Here is a 17,866-nt window from a genome sequence, read left to right on the forward strand (position 1 = left end):
CTGATCATCTGATAAACTCGCAACCTGCAATCGCCCTCTGGAGTCCGGGGAGACGCCATGATCAACGCCGTGGGAAGGACCAAGCTCAGGGACGTCGTGGCGGGGCGGCTCAAGTCGTACATCGTCGACGCGAACCTCAAGCCGGGGGACCGGCTGCCGACGGAGAACGACCTGGCGAAGCGGTTCGGCGTGAGTCGGCTGAGCCTGCGCGAGGCGACCAAGTCGCTGGAGTTCCTGGGGATCGTCGAGGCCCGGCCGGGCCGGGGGCTGAGCGTCGGCCAGGTCGACATGGACCGGGTCACGGAGTACCTCGGGTTCCACCCGGCGCTCCAGGACGTCCCGCCGACGGTGCTGATCGACACCCGGGTCGTGCTCGAGGCCGGCGTGCTGCCCCACGTCGCCCGCCGGATGGCCGCCGACGCGACGGCGTACGAGTCGCTCGACGGCATCAACCGCAAGCTCGGCCGCGCCCGGGGGCTCGCGGCGGCGATCGAGCTGGACCGGACCTTCCATCACGAGCTGATCGCGGCCAGCGGGCTGACCCCGTTCATGGCCTTCGGCGACCTGCTCGCGGTCTTCTTCCGCCGATTCGGCGAGCACCTGGACGTCGACGCCGCCGTCCGGGGCCACCAGATCATCATCGACGCCCTCAAGGCCGGCGACGTCGCGGAGGCCGATCGCGAGGTGCGGCTCCACATCGAGAACCACCGCAACTTCCTGGAGACGACCCCGTGAGAGCCCCCTCCCGCGTCGGCCGGCTGCGATGCGTCGCGGCCGGGGCCGCCTTGCTGATCGCGACGTCGACGCCGACGTCGGCCGCCGAGCCGGACTCGTTCGACGACCTGGCGAAGGCCTACGCGGGCGAGGTCCGCCCGCTGCTCGGCCGCTTCTGCCTCGACTGCCACTCGACGGAGGACAAGGAGGGGGACCTCGACCTGGAGGTCTTCGCCGAGCTTGACGACGTGCGCAAGGCCCCGGGCGCCTGGGGGAAGGTCGTCGAGATGCTCGACGGCGGCGAGATGCCCCCCAAGGATTCCGACCAGCCGACCGCCGAGGAGCGGGCGACGATCCGCGGCTGGGTCGGCCGCTACCTCAAGGCCGAGGCCTACGCCGACGCCGGCGACCCGGGGCCGGTGGTCCTCCGACGCCTCAACAACGCGCAATATACTTATACGCTCCGCGACCTGACCGGCTTCGACTTCCGGCCGGCCCGGGAGTTCCCGGCCGACGGCGCGGCGGGTGAGGGGTTCACGAACGCCGGCAACGCCCTGGTGATGTCGCCGGCGATGCTGGGCAAGTACCTCGACGCCGCCAAGCGGGTCGCCGCCCACGCCGTCCTGCTGCCGGACGGGATGCGGTTCGCCCCCGGCGAGACCCGCCGCGACTGGACGGACGAACTGCTGGCCTCCATCCGCGGCCTCTACGCCCGCCACGCCGACGCCGAGGGCCGCCTGCCGCTGGAGAAGTACCTGGCCGCCGCCCTCGACGGGCGCGGGGCCGTCGCCGAAGGGCGGGAGACCTGGGAGGCCGTCGCGAAGCCTCGGGGCCTGAACCCCCGCTACCTCGCGAGCCTCGTCAAGCTTCTGGAAGGGGGCGAGCCCTCGCCCGTGCTCGACCCGATCCGCGAGCGTTGGCGGGCCGCGAAGCCCGGCGAAGCCCCCGCGCTCGCGGCCCAGGTGGCCGCCTGGCAGCCGGCGCTCGCGAAGTTCCAGGCGGTCGGCCATATGAAGTCCTGGGTCGCCGCCATCGACCCCGTCGTCTCCCGCCAGGACGTACGGTTCAAGTTCCCCGACGCGCCCGGCTCGCGCGAGGTCACGGTCCATCTGGCCGCCGAGGGCCCGACGCGGCCGAACGCCGTCGTCTGGCAGAACCTGCGGATCGCCCGGCCGGGCCGCCCCGAGGTCGCCCTGCGCGACGTCCGCGCGGTCGCCGAGGGGATGGCCGCGCGTCGCGAACAGGTCGTCGCCACCGCCGCGAAGTGCCTGGAGGCCGCGGCGGAAGCCTCGGCCGACCCGACGGCCGTGGATCGCGACGCGCTGGCGAGGAAGCACCAGGTCGACCCCGAGATCCTGGGGGCCTGGCTGGACTGCCTGGGGATCGGCTCGGTCGCCACGGTGCCTCTGGACCTCTTCACCCAACGGCTCGAAGGGGTCGGCGGGTTCGAGTTCGTGCGCGGCTGGGGATCGCCGGAGACGCCGTCAATCGTCGCCAACAGCTCGGACCGGACCGTGAACGTCCCCGGCGAGCTGAAGGGCCGGGGCGTGGCCGCGCATCCCTCGCCGACGCTCCGGGCCGGCGTGGCCTGGCTCTGCGCGACCGGGGGCGAGTACCGCATCCAGGCCGAGGTCCAGCACGTCCACGCGGCGTGCGGCAACGGCACGACCTGGCGGGTCGAGCTTCGTCGAAGGGCCGCGCGGCTGGTCCTCGCCGAGGGGGTCACGGCCGGTCGGACGCCGATCAAGGCCGGGCCGTTCGGGCCGATGGCGCTGGGCGCCGGCGACCTGGTCGCGCTCGTGATCGGCCCTCGCGACGGCAACCACGCCTGCGACCTGACCTCCGTCGACCTGACCGTCTCCGACGCCGGAGCGGGGGGGCGGACCTGGGACCTGGCGAAGGACCTGGCCGGCGACGCCTTCGCGGCCAACCCGCACGCCGACGGCCTCGGCGCGGCCGGCGCCTGGCACGCCTTCCGCGAGCCCGACGATGATGCACAAGGCCTGGTCCTCCCGCCCGGCTCGCTCCTCTTCCGCTGGCTGGCGACCTCGTCGGCCGATGAGAAGAAGGCGATCGCCGAGAAGGTCCAGCAGCTCCTGACCGCGGGCCCCGCCGGCTCCGAGGCGGCCGACGTCGTGCTCTATCATCACCTGACCTCTCTCGGAGGCCCGATCGTCCCCGCTCGGCCGGGTAACGCCCCAGTCCCCGACGACTCGCCCTGGGGGCTCGACCCCGCCGGATTCGGGCCGGGCGTGGTGAGCGGGATCGCCGCCGAGGACCTCGCGGTGCGGAGCCCCTCGGTCGTCGCCCTGAAGCTCCCTTCCGAGCTGGTCGCCGGCGCGGAACTGGTCGGCTCGGCGGTCGTCCGTCCCCTGGAGGGGGGCGACGATTTCGTCCAGCTCCGCGTCACGACCGAGGCCCCCGCGATGACCGCCGGACTGCGGCCCGACGCCCCCGTCCTCGTGACCGACGAGGCCGCCGCGGCGCGGCTCAAGTCCGCGTTCGCGGAGTTCCGCAGCTGGTTCCCGCCCGCCCTCTGCTACGAGAAGCTCGTCCCGGTCGACGAGGTCGTCACCCTGACGCTCTTCCACCGGGAGGACGAGCCGCTCCGCCGACTGATGCTCGACGAGGCCGAGGCCGCGCGGCTCGACCGATACTGGGAGGAGCTGCACTTCATCAGCCAGGACGCGCTCACGCAGGTCGATGCGTTCGCCCAGCTGATGGAGTACGCCACCCAGGACAGCGACCCCCGGCTGTTCGAGCCCTTCCGCAAGCCGATCCACGAGCACGCCGAGGCGTTCCGCAAGCAGTTGATCGAGGCCGAACCCCGCCAGCTCGACGCCCTGGTCGCCTTCGCCTCGCAGGCCTACCGCCGGCCGACGACCGAGCAGGAGGTCCGCGACCTTCGCGACCTCTACGCCCGCCTCCGCGCCGAGGAGATCCCGCACGACGAGGCCTTCCGCCTGACCCTGGCCCGTATCCTGGTGTCTCCGAACTTCCTCTATCGCCTGGAGAAGGCCCCCGAGGGGACGGCCTCGGCGCGGGTCTCCGACTGGGAGCTGGCCTCGCGGCTCAGCTACTTCCTGCGATCGTCGGCGCCCGACGCCGAGCTTCGCGAGGCCGCCGCGTCCGGCCGCCTGAGCGACCCCGACGTCCTTGCGGCCCAGGCGAGACGGCTGCTGCGGTCGCCCGACGCGCGTCGGCTGGCCGAGGAGTTCGCCTGCCAGTGGCTGCACATCTACGATTTCGCCTCTCAGGACGAGAAGAGCGAGCGCCACTTCCCGACCTTCGCCGCCCTCAAGGGGGCGATGTACGAGGAGGCGATCCTCTTCTTCGCCGACCTGTTCCGGAGCGACGCCTCGGTCCTGTCGATCTACGACGCCGATCACGCGTTCTTGAATGAGCAACTGGCGGCCCATTACGAGATCCCGGGCGTGACCGGCCCCGAGTGGCGGCGCGTCGATGGGGTCCGCAAGTTCGGCCGTGGCGGGATCCTCGGGCTGTCGGCGACCCTGGCGAAGCAGTCGGGGGCGTCCCGCACCAGCCCGATCCTGCGCGGGAACTGGGTCACGGAGGTCCTGCTCGGCGAGCGGACCCCGAAGCCGCCGAAAGACGTGCCGCTGCTGCCGGACGACGAGGAGGCGGGGGGCGGGCTCTCGGTCCGTCAGCTCGTCGAGCGGCACACCCGCGACGTCCGTTGCGCCGGCTGCCACGCCAGGATGGACCCCTACGGGTTCTCGCTGGAGGCCTACGACGCCATCGGCCGGTTCCGCGAACGCGACGCCTCGGGCCAGCCGGTCGACGTCCGCGCCAAGGTCCTGGACGGTTCGGAGTTCGCCGGCGGCGACGGCCTTCGGGAGTATCTGCTCTCCAGCCGCCGCGACGCGATCGAGCGTCAATTCTGCAAGAAGCTCCTCGGCTACGCGCTGGGGAGGGGCGTGCAGCTCTCGGACGAGCCGTTGCTCGACGAGATGCGGCGTCGCCTCGAATCGGAGAACCACCGGGTCTCGGCCGCGGTCGACGCGATCGTCCGCAGCCGGCAGTTCCGCGAGATCCGCGGGGCCGCGACGGTCGTCGCCGAGGCCCCCTGACGGGCCGCGACGCCGCGGCCTTCCTCCCTCATCCTCCTTCCCGAACGTCGAGGTGACCGATGCCGACCCCCGAGCTTTCCCGTCGCCTGTTCCTGCGAGGCGTGGGCGTCACGATGGCGCTGCCGTGGCTCGAATCGCGCAACGTCTGGGGCGTCGAGTCGGCGGCCCGGCCGGCGAGCGAGGCCCCGGTCCGGGTCGGCGTCCTGTTCGCCGGCAACGGCTTCCACGGCAAGGAGTGGTGGGCCAAGGGGCGGGGCAAGGCCATGGAGCTTGGCCAGGTGCTCGCCCCGCTCCAGGACTTCCGCGAGAAGCTGGTCTTCATCAAGGGCCTCTATAACGAAGAGGCCCTGAAGGGGAACATCCACAGCTCGCAGACCGGCAACCTGCTGTCGGGCGCGCCGCTGGCCTCGGGCGGCGAGATCCGCTCGGGCACCAGCTTCGACCAGCTCCTGGCGCAGAGCCACGCCGGGTCCACCAAGGTCCCCAGCCTGGTCCTCGGCTGCGAGCAGGCGAACCCGTCGGTGCACAAGAATTACTCGATGCTGTACAGCTCCCACATCTCGTGGAGCTCGCCCACCAGCCCGACGCCGCTGGAGCTGTTCCCCGCGCTGGCGTTCGACCGCCTGTTCAAGGACGAGGCCCGCCGGGGCGACCAGAGCGTCCTCGACGCCGTGCTCGCCGACGCCGACGACTTCCGTCGCGACGTCAGCCTGGCCGATCGGCGCAAGCTCGACGAGTACCTGGAGTCGGTCCGCGAGGTCGAGCAGCGGATCGAGCGCGCCGGGACGCGCGGCGAGCTGCAGGGCTGGAAGCCGACCCTCGACAGGCCGAACGTCCCGCGCCCGGCCGACGGCGTACCCCAGGACATCGGCGAGCACATGCGGCTGATGTGCGACATCCTCGTCCTGGGCTTCCAGACCGACGCCACCCGGGTCACCACGCTCAAGCTGAACAACGACCACAGCTCGCTGCGGTTCCCCCAGCTCGGCGTGGACTACATGATCCACCACCTGCTGTCGCACGCCGACACGCCCGACTGGCTGAAAGTCAACCAGCTCTTCACCGGCCAGCTCGCCTACATCGCCCGCAAGCTCGACGCGATCCAGGAAGGCGAACGCACGGCCCTCGACAACACGATGCTCATGCTCTGCTCCAGCATGCTCTCCGGCGGCACCCACGACGCCACCCAGCTCCCCGTCGTCCTCGTCGGCGGAGGGGGCGGCAAGCTCCAGGGCGGTCGCGTGCTCGACTACCTGAACGCCCCGAACCGCAAGATGTGCAGCCTGTACCTGTCGATGCTCGACAAGGCGGGCCTGCGCCTCGACGCCTTCGGCGACTCGACCGAGCCGCTCGCCGAGGTCTGATCGGGGGAGGGACGTCGGAGTGGCGACGAACAGGGCCCCGGGGGATCGCCCCGGGGCCCTGGCGTGCGCGTCGATCGGATGGCGAGTCGCACCCGCGTCAGGTGGTGCGGGAGGTCATGTCGTAGCCGCCGTGGCGGCGGAGGATGGCGGCGGCCTCGTCGCCGCGATCGGCGGTGTTGACCGTGATGATGGTCCGGCCCGCCTCGAACTCGCGGTGGTAGTACTGGGCCTCCTCCTCGGGGATGCCCGAGCCGATCAGGGCCCCGGCGAGGCCGGCCGCCGCGGCGCCGGCCGCCGCGTTCGAGAGCAGGACGCCCAGCGTCCCGCCCGCGATGGCCGGTCCGATGACCGGGATCACCCCGGAGAGGACGCCCAGCCCGGCGAGGGCCCCCAGGCCCAGGCCGGCGAGCGCGCCGGTCGTCGCGCCTTCCTCCGCGTAGGTCCCGCCGTCGTCGGCCGCCTGGGCCTCAACCGTACCTTCGGCCCGGCGCAGGGCCACGCCGATCTGATCGTCGCGGAAGCCGGCCCCGCGGAGCTCGGCGACGGCCTGGTCGGCGTGAAGCCCATCCTCGAAAACGCCGACGATGGTCGTGCGGTGCGTCGTCATAGCCATGGTGTTCGTCCCCCTGGTGTCATGGACCCATGAAGGATTCCCTTCCGATTCGCATCTCCCTCGGCGACCTATCCATCCGGCAAAGCGCGCGCCAAATCCGTCGAGCCGTGAACGGAACTCCCGCGCGGTCGAGGGCCGCTTTCGGCGCGGCGGGCGGCTATAATCCGCGGACGACGCCTCGTCACCAAAGGAGAACGCCATGCGACGCGCCCTGACCTCCGCCGCCGTGCTCGCGGCCCTCACCCTCCCCGCCCTGGCGCACGCCCAGGAAGGGCCGATCCGTCTCTTCAACGGCAAGGACCTCGCCGGATGGTCGGCCGTCTTCGACAAGGAAGGGCCCGACCCGGCCGCGACGTGGAGCGCGGCCGACGGCCTCTTGAAGTGCACGGGCAAGCCGGTGGGATACCTGAAGACGGATCGGGAGTTCGGCGACTACGTTCTGACCCTGCAATGGCGATGGCCGGCCGGGAGCCAGGGAGGGAACAACGGCGTGCTCGTGCACGCGTCCACCCCCCGCGCCCTGGGGGTCTGGCCGAAGTCGATCGAGGTCCAGCTCGCCCAGGACAACGCGGGCGATTTCTGGGTCATCGGCACCGACCTCGACGTCCCCGACGAGGCGAACCGCAAGCAGGACCGTCGGCACAAGAATTTGACCGACGGATCGGAGAAGCCGGCCGGCGAGTGGAACAAGATGGAGATCACCTGCCGGGGCGACGTCATCCGCGTGACCGTGAACGGCGACCTCGTGAACGAGGCGACGAACTGCAGCGCGACCCGAGGCGCGATCGCCCTCCAGTCCGAGGGCGCCCCCATCGAGTTCCGCGACATCGTGCTGACGCCGCTGCCGAAATGAACGACGGCCGGCCGCCAGACAATGACTGTTCACTTGATGGATATCGACGAATCATGAAGTCTTCCGAAGGTCGCAGGCGATCGGGACTGGGCGCGGCTCGCAGGGCCTGGACGGGGGCCCTGGAGCGGTTGGAGGGCCGGACGCTCCTGAACGCTTCGATCGACGTCGCGGCGGACGGCTCGCTCCTCTACCGGTCGGGCCCGTCGCCTCTGGCGGAGGTGAAGATCTCCCGGGTCGGCGAGGTCTACACCTTCGCCGCGAACATCGCGATCGACGTCGGAGGCAACGCGCCGGGCCTGGCAGTGACCGGGTCGGGGACGCCGACCGTGACGGTGACGGGCCCCGCCAGCCTGCGGATCGAGGTGGCCGCCGTCGCCCAGAGGGTGCAGATCGAGAGCACGGGCGTGGCGGCCGACGTCGCCTTCCAGGCCCACCAGCAGTTCCTGACGCTGGGAGGGGCCGGGGGGGTCCAGGCGCTGGAAGGCCCGATCACCGTCTCGACCGACCCGGGCGCATCGGACAGCCGCCTGATCGTCGACGACGCCGCCGGCGCGTACGACGCCGTACACTCGCCGGAGTACGTCCTCACCGCCGACGCGATCGGGGCGAACGACCCGGACGTCCAGGCTCGGTTCGCCGGGATCACCTACTCGGGCGTCCCGCACGTCACCCTCCTGGGGACCCGGCAGTCCTCCGCGGCCTCGCCGCTGTTCCTGGTCTACGACACGCCCGACGACGCCGACCTCTCGATCTCGGCCGACGGCTTCGTCGGGGGCGCGGAGTCCACGGCTCCGCACGTCGCCGTCCTGGGGACCTCGGCCGACCCGTCGAGCGACCTGCTGATCGGCTCGAACGTCCGGCCGGTGATCTCGCTGGCTTCGAACTCCTCGCAGGTCACGTATCTGGACCGATACCAGGGTCCGGGGGCGTGGATCCGGGTCGAAGGGGTCCGCGGCGAGGGCTACGGCCTGGGGGCGGATCTCGTCGTCTTGGCCGGCGAGACGGGGCGGGTCGACGTCTCCATCGGCAACTTCTGGAACCCGACGAGGTTCCAGGGCGACGCGAATTGGTTTATGGGCTACGACCCGGTGACCGGCCCCGACAACGCCTACGCCGCGCTTCGCGACGCGAACGGCCCCGCGGCCTCGGGGATCTACTTCCGGCCCGGCTCGCTCCACAGCCTGAACGTCGACGCCCGGGGGAACCGAGGCGCGTCCATGATGGTCGACTTCCGCAACGGCAACCCCGTCCCCTACGGCGCGCCCGCGACCGGGGCGACCAACCTGCCCCTGCAGAGCCTGACCTACGTCGGCGCGTCGGCGACGAACCAGGGCTCGCCCTACGCGCTCAGCTTCGTCGGGGACGACGCCTCGCCATACTCCTACGAGGTCCACACGGCCGTGCCGCTGTACCGCGGCCTGATCGCGCTGTCCGAAGCCCCCAGCCCGGCGCAACCGCGACGCGTGGCCTATCAGCTCGACTCCGGCGCCCCCCTGTTCGACGACACGCTGGCCGTCGGCTCCTACAGCTTCGTCTACGAGATCATGGACGGGACCCTGGCGAGCGACTACCGATTGCGCCGCGCCCCCGACGGCTCGATCGTCTCGTCGGCCGTGCCTTCCGACCTGGCGTTGACCGCCGGCGGCGCGGCGATCGACGGCCGCGCCTCGCTCCGGATCGCCGAGCGGAATCCCGACGCCTTCCTGGCGGAGACCCGGATCAACGACAAGGCCAGGGCCGCCGTCCTCCGGCGGTGGTCGATCGCCCCGGTCTCGACCACGATCGACTACGCGAGCCCCGCCGCCGTCCCCGGCCTGCTCGGGCTGTCCGTCGTCGACGACTCGCCGTCGACGTTCGCCTCGAACGACGTGGCGAGGCTGGACGCCCTCCCGCCCGGCGTGGGGGTCAACGTCCTCCAGCAGTACGGCGACGACCGGGCCATCGTGTCGGCCGACGGCGTCGCCCCCGCCAGCCTGGTCTGGCTCGACGGCGGCCCGGGGACCAACACCCTGGAGATCGACGCCGACCAGCAAGTCCTCCGGATCGACGACCTGGGCGACGCCCGATTCGCCGTCGTCCGCGTGGTCGCCGGCCTGGGCGAGGTCCTGTTCCTGTACCACCAGTACGGGACGCCGACGATCGTGGACGCGCCGACCTCGCCCCAGATCGCGGCCGTCGACGGCGTGGCGCTCCTGGCGGCCGCCGACGCGAACGAAACCACTCGGCGAAAGGCCGGCCGGTCCTGAGGCCCGACCAGGGTTGGCGCGCCGCGCGGAGCGGGGGGCTCTACGCGAGTTACAGACGACGAGGGAAGTCCGGATCTGGGCGAAAATCGCCGGCTCTCCGATGTCCGCGGGAAAGGCTTATACCCGGGGTATAACCCGTCCGATACAGGCTCGTGAGGACCTGGATTCGGGGGGAGAGCACGCATGCTGGAAATCGGCGAGGGCGAGTCGAGGGCCCTGCCATGGGTCGAGGAACGCCCGCGCGAAGACCCGGGGCCCATCGAGCAGGCGCGGGCCTTCAAGGCGCTGATGGAGCGCAACGGCTGGTCGGGCAACCAGGCCGCCAAGGCGCTCGGCGTCGCCCAGCCGACCGTGGTCCGGGCGCTGGCCCTGCTGGACCTCCCCGCGCCGATCCAGGAGTGGGTGGAGCAGGGGGACCTGTCGCCCGGGACCGCCTACGAGATCGGCAAGATCCAGGACGCCGGCATCCAGGGCGAGCTGGCCGACCGGGTCGTCTCCGAAGGCCTGAGCCGGGCCGAGGCCGTCGAGGCCGTCCGAGCCGCCGCCCGCAAGGCGCCGTCGACCGTCGGCAAGGGGAGGGGGGCCGGCCGCCCCGGCAAGGTTTCGACCGCTCGCACCCTCAAGGCCGCCGGATGCAAGATCACCGTCGAGAACCGCAAGGGGGTGGACGACGCCCGGCTCGTCGCGGCGCTCCGCGAGGCCCTCGACCGGCTCGCGACGCGGGACGACCGGGCCGCCTGATCTTCCCCGGAGGAGAAGTATGCCGCCCTCGCTCCGCCTCGGCCTGCTCGCGGCGACGTTCCTGGCCGTCGCCCTCGGGGTGATCTGGAAGGAGCGCCGGGCCGCGGCCTGCCCGCGGCACCGTCGCGCAGCGGGGTTCGCGGCGCGGACCCTGGCGGCGGCCTGCCTCGCGGCGGGGCTCGCCCTGGCGGCCTGGGCGGCGATCGCCGGACGATGGTTCGAGCCTTGAACTCGGTGCGACCGAAGGACCGATCGGATTGGGACGACGACATTCCATGATGCGTGAAGCCCGCACGGTGCGACTGATCTTGTGGGCGACCCTCGGCCTCCTGCTGACCCCCTGGTCGCTCGCGGCCGGCCAAGAGCCCGCGCCCCCGGCATCGGAGATCCTCCGACAGTTCGAAAGTCGGCTCAAGGCGCTCGAGGACGAGAACCGCGCCCTGCGCGAGCAGATGCGGACCTTCGTCGAGACCCGGGGCCCCGAAGCCGCCCCCGAACGCCCGACCGTCCCGGCCCCCGAGGAGCGGGCGACTTCGCCCTCCACCGACTCTGACCCGATTAGTCGGGACCTGGGAGCCCCTGCTCGACCGGTCGGGCCGACCGCCGCCGCGGCCAACTCGCGAGGGACGCGGAAGCGGACGTCGCTCAACGCCTGGCTCGGTCAGGGTTTCGAGCTGACCAGCGACAACGAGGAGTTCCAGCTCCAGTTCCACAACGAGACCCAGGTCGACTACCGACTCTTCGACCACACGGGGCCCGGGTCCGCCCAGAGCGGGTTCTTCATCCCCCGGCAGATCTGGGCTTTCAACGGACGGCTGACGAAGTCGGTCGAGTACATGGCGTCGTTCCAGCGGGGCCTGGGCTCGTTCGAACTGCGCGACGCCTTCCTGAACTTCCGCCCGTACAACCAGGACAAGTTCATGATCAAGGCGGGCCGCTACCGCGTCCCGTACACGTACGAGTTCTACGCGATCTCCAACCAGGACCTCATCTCGCCCGAGCGTTCGGTCTACGCGATCAACTTCGGCAACAACCGCGAGATCGGCGTGACGGCCTGGGGCGTCCTCTACGACGACAGGCTCGACTACGCCGCCGGCGCCTTCAACGGCCCTCGCAATTCTTACGAGGACAACAACGACGAGCCCAACTTCATCGGCTTCGTCAACGCTCGGCCGTTCCGGCACTCGACCCGGTTCGAGTTCCTCAACTTCCTCAACCTGGGCGGGACGGTCGACGTCGGCAACAGCGACGATCGGCTCGCGCCGCTCCCCTTGCGAACCTCGGTCAACGCGGGCCAGGGGTCCGGCAGCTCGACGGCCTCGCCGAGCTTCCTGGCCTTCAACAACACGGTCCGCGAGTCCGGCCCGCGCGCCCAGTACAGCCTGCACGCCGCGCTCTTCTACAAGCGGTTGTCCCTCCTGGCCGAATGGGACTACAGCCGCATCAACTACCTGCCCTCCGCGGAGGAGCCGCGCGTCCCGATCCTGGTCGACGCGTTCTACGTCCAGGCCGGCTTCTTCCTGACCGGCGAGCACGTCACCCGGCGCGGGCCCATCGAGGTCAAGCGGCCGCTGAACCTGAAGCGAGGGAAGGATTTCGGCCTGGGCGCGATCGAGCTGGGGGCCCGCTACGCCAGCCTCCGGCTCGGCGACGACGTCTTCACGCAGGGCCTGGCCGACCCCAACCTCTGGACCAACCGCGTCGGGGTCACGGACCTGGGCGTGAACTGGTATCTCAACCAGTATCTCAAGGTCTACCTCGACTGGCAGCATTCGGATTTCGGGGCCCCCGTCGCCTTCGCCCCGGGGCAGTTCTTCCTTACGAGCGACCTGTACTGGGCCCGGCTCCAGCTGTCGTTCTGACGGCCGGCCCCAGGTCGTCCCTCAGCTTCATCACGGCGACCTCCTTGGCCTTCGCCTCGACCTCGACGGTCGCCTCCAGGCCGAGCCAGCAGGCCGGGAAGTCCGCCGGGTCGATGAAGTCGTGATGGCGTTCCGGACGGGTGCCCTCCCACCCCGCGATCGGGCTGGAGACGTGGAACAGGGGCTCCCGATCCCACGTCCCCGCGGCGAGCGCCGTGGCCTCCTCCACCGAGAGCCCGTCGGGCTTGCAGCGGTGGTGATGGGAGTCGTAGACCAGCGGCACGCCGGTCGCCCGGCAGAGCGGGAGCAGGTCGGCCGGCGTATACGTCCGGTCGTCGTTCTCCACCGTCAGGCGGCCCCGAGCCCGGGGCGAGAGCCGATCGAGGGACCGGGCGAAGTCGTCGAGGGCCCGGGCCTTGTCGCCGAACGCCCCGCCCCCGTGAACGTTGAGCACGTCGGCCCCGATCCACTCGGCCACCTCGGCCTGGTACTCCAGCTCCCGGAGCGAGGCGTCCACCACCTCGGCCCGCTGCGAGTTGAGCACCACGAACTGGTCGGGGTGGAAGCACGTCCGCAAGCCTCGCTCCCGCGCGAAGTCCCCGCACGACCGGAAGCGGTCCACGATCGCCCCGCCCCCGGGAAGGTCGTCCATCTCGTAGCCCTGCTGCGGGTGGGTCTTCAGGGGCAACACCTGGCTGTTGACCCGGAAGCAGCCGATCCCGTTCGCGTCGCAGAACCGGAGCGCCGCCATGAGCGCCTCCGCATTCGCCAGGCAGAGGCCCGCCAGCTTCGCCAGTGCGTCGCCGCGGTTCATCCGCGAGACCACCGCGGCCGTGGTGACGCCGAACTTGATCGGCTCGTCCCGGAACGTGCAGCAGAGTCCCAGTCGAATCATCAACCGCCCCGATCGTCCGCACTCGTCCCGGCAGCGTCCAAACACGCCCTAGGAGCGGATCCTATTCTACCCGCCCCCAGGGGGGGGCGACACGGAGAGCCCGACTCGCCCGCACTTCGACCTACGGGCCGATCGTCCTCGGGGATCGCAGTCGCGATCAAGGTCTCACCTTGTTTTGGATCGACGTTCCGCGGAGCGAAGTCTCGGCGTCGACCCCGACTTCCGCGAACAATTCGCGGGCGAAAGCAAGGCCTGCCGGGGAGAGCGAGCGGTCGGCGAGCCAGACGAGCCCCGTGTAATAGGCCAGCGGCGGAGCGCCGAACTCGAGCGGCACGAAATCACCCCGCTCGAGTTCCAGCCGCACCTCATCAGGATGGATGAGGGTGACCGCATCGCTCTGCCTGACCATCGCCTTGATCATGGTGACCGAAGCCGTGTTCACATGACGTCGAACCACCTGCGAGCGACGTTCCTCGGCGACGAGCCAGCGCTGGATCCGGGGTGGGAGCTGGGGGCTGATCATCACGTAACGGCGGAGGTCCTCACGTGACGGCGATGCCTGCGACGCGAGGGGATGACCTGCACGACATACCCAGACGCCATGCTGCTCCGGAAATTCGATGATTCGGAATTCCTTGCGGCGACGGATCTCCTCGATGCTCGCGACGAACAGGTCGATGCGGCCTCGGAGCAGCAGGTCCGGGAGGTCCTCCCAGGGGGCGACGTGGATGGACATACGCAGCCGGGGATGTCGCTCGAGCAATCGGCCGGAGACTCGCCCGATCCAGATGTCGGCGGCGTAGGCGCCCGCGCCGACGGCCAACACCCCCCCGTCCAGGGCGGCGGCCTGTCCGACGGCCCGGAACATCGCCTCCTCCGTGTCGAGGAGCCTGCGGGCCGTGTCGATGACGATCGCGCCGAACACGGTGGGCGAGATCGTTTGGCCGTGCCGGTCGAAAAGTCGATGGCCCACGTCACGTTCGACCTGGAAGAGGCTCTTGGTCAGCGCCGGTTGAGAGATGCCCAGCGCCTCGGAAGCTTTCCGGAAGCTGGCGGAGTCGGCCAGGGCCAGCACATGCCGGAACTGTCGCAATTCCACGACCCCTCCCCGGTTATCGGCCCGATAACCACCGGAAAAACGCCTGAATCGAAACGCTTGCAACCGCAAGGTTTCACAGTATACCAGTCTCTCACATGTGGGAAGGAACGATGGGACGCCGACCGTCCGATCCCGCGCCCTCCGCTCCGGCCGCCTCCGGGACGAGGTCGCCGGCAGTCGTCGCCTGGCTCGCCCGAGCGACGAATACCCCCCATGTCGCCCACCGGGTGGGGCGGAAACGCATGTGCATCGCGTTCATGATGCACCGTCGGTTCATTAGGTTCAACAACTCGAAAGGAATGATGCGATGCCGGTTTTCAAGGTGTTCCGCCGAACTGGTCGTTACGCGGGGTTGGCCTTGGTCGCCTGCGCCGTCACCGCCTCGGTGCCCGCCTTCGCGGGGGGCGGCAACGTCCTCCCGCCGACGGCAAAACCGAAAGGCCATTCGCTGGCCGATCTCGCCGGCGAGACGGGGATCTTCAACGCCAGCGGCCCCGCCGCACGGAGCGAGGCGAACGAGCCGGAAGTGCCGTTCCAGATCCTGTATACGAGCGACGCCAACCCGTCGAGCACCTTTGAGGTGAGGCCGGGTACCATGCTCTACGTGCCCGTCGTCTGGTCCGATGATTCGGCTCCGATCCTCGGGGACTTCCCTGACGTCAACGATCCGGAGGCTGTCGCGGACTACTACTTCAACCCCGATCAGCTCGGTGCCGAGTTCATCGAGATCGAGGTCGACGGAAACACCACGGCGCTCGAACCCGAGTACTCGGTCGGGGCGGACGTCCCGGGCCTACCGTCCGGGGCGACCCACTACACCGTGGCCGCCGCCGTACTGACCCCGTTTTCGAAGGGGACTCATACGGTGACCATCCGCGCTCGGTTCACGGGTGCGGCGATCGCGGAATTCCCCGAGTTCTTCCCAGGAGGCGTCTTCGAGTTCTCGAATACGTATACGGTGATCGTTGACTGAGCCCGATCCGGGGCGTCATCGATCGAGGCAATGACCCAGAGAGGCCTCGCGGGAGCGACCGACCCAAAGCATCTCACGCCTCGCGAGGCCCCTTTGACGTTCCGAAGTCACGCCCGCTCGAAAGTGGCCGACTGCTCCATCGCGCATGACGACTCCCCTCGCAACATCGATGTGAATTCATGATGCGGCGTGGGGATGTCTCTGCGACTGGACCGATGCGAAATGATCGTGGATGAAGCCGCCGAAGGTAGGGAGGTGGGCGATCGGTCTACGGACCGGATGCCCATGGCATGCGACTCGCAAGGCTGGATCTCCGGTATCTCCACCGAGGATCTGATCCGGGAGCGAGCACGATGGTAAACCCTGACGATAAGAGCGACCGCGAACACATGACCGGGGCCAGCGGGATGCGGGCCGAGCCCGCCGACGAGGGCGTCGTCCTCGAGGCGGCGGACGTGGTCCAGAAGGAGAACGCCCCGCCCCCGCCGCCCAGCCCCTCGGGACGCGATGGCGAGCGACCGGCCCTGCCCCCGCACGCCCCGGACGCCGATTTCCTCAACGAGAACTGATTCCGGACGACGTCGGGATGAGGACCGGCGCGGACCGGCCGCGCCGCCTCGTCCTTCGCCCGTGACCCGCCCGGCTCTTCGTCCGTTCGTCCCCGGGGCGTGTCGCTCGCAAGTCTTCCGTCCCCATCCTGTGTTTGCCGCCCGCCTCGACGGGGGGATCCTGCTCGTCCTCGGGTTCGGATGCCATCGTGAGACATGGCGAGATCCTCGGCAGCAAGGCCGTGCCTCGTCCTCGACGCTTCGCGATCGGATCGCACTTGGCGAGCCGAAGGGCGCAGGGACGGCAAGTCCACGCGCACCGACCGGACCAACGCCTCCGGCGACAGACGAGGGCATACCGAGACGGTCGCGTCGGTCGTCTCCGGCCGAGGGGCTTCTGCGTGATCGTCGTCCAGGTCCACGTCGTCGGTCGCGGGATCGCCGGGGTTTCGCCTGGCGAGCACGCCGCGGACCAGCGCGACCTCGCTCTCGATGCGACGGGCCGACGGGACGGCGATAGGCTCTGAAAATTCCTCGGTGATTCCGACACGCAACTCGGTCTCTTCGAGAACGCCGAGCAGCCTCGTCATCGGCCAGCGTCGAGCGACCTCGGCCCTCAGATACGCAAGGTTCACGGGTCACGGCCGGGAGATGGACACGAATTCGTGTCTCAGATCGACACATTCTTGACTAGGCTATACGACCAAGCTAACATGAGCCGCGGCACCTTGACCGAAAGAGTGAGAAGGCGACTTCGAATCGTTTTCACCTCGGTTCGCCAAAGGTCAAACGCATGTCACGAGCAATGTTTCGGTTCGTCTTCTTTTGCGGCGTCGCCGCCCAGCTCGCGGCCCCGGCCCGCGCCGGATTCATGACGGGGAAGATCGTCGTCGACGCGACGGGCGTCGCCGGCATCGAAGAGTCGATCAGGGTCAGGTCGTCGGTCGTCGCCCCCCCCATGGGGTCGTCGACCGAGCAAGTCAAGTTCACGCCGGCGGCCGCGGACGTCGCCAACGCCGCCGCCAAGGCCGCCTTCATCGCCGCCCAGATCAACGCCCAGTCCGTCAATCAGACCGCCGTCGCCGCAGGAGGCGTGGTGACCGTGACCGCGATAGCTGGGAGGCAACTCGACAGGATCATCTTCAACCCCGGCAAATCGGGGGAAGTCCTGCGGGTGAACCCCCAACAGTTGGCCGCGGGATTGCGTCCCATTTACGATCTCGAGTTGGCAGGCGTGGAGACTCCGGGCTTCGGAGGGACCGCAACGCTTTCGATCGGCGGCCCCGGAGGCGGCGATTTTACGACTCTGACGAGCGGCCTGACCGCCAGCCAGATCCTGCTCGACCTCGAGATGCAGATCAACTCCGCGACCTCGCTCGGCGCCATGGTCCTCGGCAATAGCCTCCTCCTGACCAACGTCACCACGAGCAACGACATCGCCGCGCTCGTGACCGACGCCGGTTTCTCCTATTCCTACGGCGTCGCGGCCGTTCCCGAGCCCTCATCGCTGGCCCTCTGCGGCATCGCCGGTACGCTGGCCCTCGGCTACGCGCGGGCCTCGCGCTCCCGGAGCGGATCATAGGCTAACCTCACGGCGGGGCCTCCCTGAGGCGCCAAGATCGTTCAGGCGGGGACGGTCGCGGGGTCCCCACGAGCCTCGGTCGGTTCGAACCCTACCAGGGCGTTCAGGGCGGCCCCGTCGAGACACGAGAGCAACGAGTCGCAGGACCGCGAGCAAAGGTCCAGGGCGATCGGCCCGCGTCGCCTGCGCAGGCCCCCGGCCGAGACCTCCAAGACTGTCCCGTCGGCGACGATCGACGCGCGACATCTGCCGCAGGACGTCCGCATGGTCTTCAGGGTGGTCGAA

At 70.0% G+C, this 17,866-nt stretch carries 14 protein-coding genes; 11 read left to right on the top strand and 3 right to left on the bottom strand.

Annotation, left to right across the window (positions count from 1 at the left end; translation table 11 throughout):
* Positions 1–57 precede the first annotated feature (57 nt).
* Genes G6O68_RS19715 through G6O68_RS19725 form a run of 3 tightly spaced genes read left to right on the top strand, consistent with a single transcriptional unit; the run spans position 58 to position 6,169 of the window.
* Complete coding sequence (locus G6O68_RS19715) at positions 58–735, top strand: FadR/GntR family transcriptional regulator (protein WP_165250353.1); 678 nt, start codon at positions 58–60, stop codon at positions 733–735.
* Positions 732–4,805 carry a DUF1592 domain-containing protein gene (locus G6O68_RS19720; RefSeq protein WP_165250354.1) on the top strand — a complete coding sequence of 1,358 codons (4,074 nt, stop codon included), beginning with the start codon at positions 732–734 and terminating at the stop codon, positions 4,803–4,805. The genes G6O68_RS19715 and G6O68_RS19720 overlap by 4 nt, the downstream gene beginning before the upstream one ends.
* 59 nt (positions 4,806–4,864) lie before the next feature.
* Positions 4,865–6,169 carry a DUF1552 domain-containing protein gene (locus tag G6O68_RS19725; RefSeq protein ID WP_206108152.1) on the top strand — a complete coding sequence of 435 codons (1,305 nt, stop codon included), beginning with the start codon at positions 4,865–4,867 and terminating at the stop codon, positions 6,167–6,169.
* Positions 6,170–6,266: 97 nt separating this feature from the next.
* Here G6O68_RS19725 and G6O68_RS19730 read toward each other — a convergent pair whose 3' ends face one another.
* Positions 6,267–6,782 carry a hypothetical protein gene (locus G6O68_RS19730; RefSeq protein ID WP_165250355.1) on the bottom strand — a complete coding sequence of 172 codons (516 nt, stop codon included), beginning with the start codon at positions 6,780–6,782 and terminating at the stop codon, positions 6,267–6,269.
* Between the two features lie 199 nt (positions 6,783–6,981).
* On the opposite strand from G6O68_RS19730, the gene G6O68_RS19735 reads away from it, so the two are divergent.
* From G6O68_RS19735 to G6O68_RS19755, 5 genes are all read left to right on the top strand, one after another.
* A complete protein-coding gene (locus G6O68_RS19735; RefSeq protein ID WP_165250356.1) occupies positions 6,982–7,635 on the top strand; it encodes a 3-keto-disaccharide hydrolase in 654 nt (217 codons plus the stop codon).
* A gap of 53 nt (positions 7,636–7,688) precedes the next feature.
* Positions 7,689–9,881: a hypothetical protein gene (locus G6O68_RS19740; protein ID WP_165250357.1), complete on the top strand. Its 2,193-nt coding sequence runs from the start codon at positions 7,689–7,691 to the stop codon at positions 9,879–9,881.
* Between the two features lie 183 nt (positions 9,882–10,064).
* Positions 10,065–10,622 carry a ParB/RepB/Spo0J family partition protein gene (locus tag G6O68_RS19745; RefSeq protein ID WP_165250358.1) on the top strand — a complete coding sequence of 186 codons (558 nt, stop codon included), beginning with the start codon at positions 10,065–10,067 and terminating at the stop codon, positions 10,620–10,622.
* A 19-nt stretch (positions 10,623–10,641) separates the two neighbouring features.
* A complete protein-coding gene (locus G6O68_RS19750; RefSeq protein WP_165250359.1) occupies positions 10,642–10,851 on the top strand; it encodes a hypothetical protein in 210 nt (69 codons plus the stop codon).
* Between the two features lie 46 nt (positions 10,852–10,897).
* On the top strand, positions 10,898–12,484 hold the full coding sequence (locus G6O68_RS19755; RefSeq protein ID WP_165250360.1) for an OprO/OprP family phosphate-selective porin: 1,587 nt from the start codon (positions 10,898–10,900) through the stop codon (positions 12,482–12,484).
* Here G6O68_RS19755 and uvsE read toward each other — a convergent pair.
* Entirely contained in the window at positions 12,441–13,379 is a 939-nt protein-coding gene (uvsE, locus tag G6O68_RS19760; protein WP_165250361.1) for a UV DNA damage repair endonuclease UvsE, read from the bottom strand. The two genes, G6O68_RS19755 and uvsE, sit on opposite strands and share 44 nt — an antisense overlap.
* A gap of 157 nt (positions 13,380–13,536) precedes the next feature.
* On the bottom strand, positions 13,537–14,541 hold the full coding sequence (locus G6O68_RS19765; RefSeq protein ID WP_165250362.1) for a LysR family transcriptional regulator: 1,005 nt from the start codon (positions 14,539–14,541) through the stop codon (positions 13,537–13,539).
* A gap of 322 nt (positions 14,542–14,863) precedes the next feature.
* Here G6O68_RS19765 and G6O68_RS19770 point away from each other — a divergent pair, with 322 nt between their 5' ends.
* The 3 genes from G6O68_RS19770 (at position 14,864) to G6O68_RS19780 (ending at position 17,581) form a co-directional block, all read left to right on the top strand.
* Positions 14,864–15,451: a hypothetical protein gene (locus tag G6O68_RS19770; protein WP_165250363.1), complete on the top strand. Its 588-nt coding sequence runs from the start codon at positions 14,864–14,866 to the stop codon at positions 15,449–15,451.
* Positions 15,452–15,804: 353 nt separating this feature from the next.
* The gene (locus G6O68_RS19775; RefSeq protein WP_165250364.1) at positions 15,805–16,020 is read left to right on the top strand and encodes a hypothetical protein; all 216 of its coding nucleotides are present in this window, start codon (positions 15,805–15,807) and stop codon (positions 16,018–16,020) included.
* A 772-nt stretch (positions 16,021–16,792) separates the two neighbouring features.
* On the top strand, positions 16,793–17,581 hold the full coding sequence (locus G6O68_RS19780; RefSeq protein WP_165250365.1) for a hypothetical protein: 789 nt from the start codon (positions 16,793–16,795) through the stop codon (positions 17,579–17,581).
* The last annotated feature ends 285 nt before the right edge of the window (positions 17,582–17,866 follow it).

It is taken from the genome of Paludisphaera soli, from assembly GCF_011064595.1.
Classification (GTDB): Bacteria; Planctomycetota; Planctomycetia; order Isosphaerales; family Isosphaeraceae; genus Paludisphaera; species Paludisphaera soli.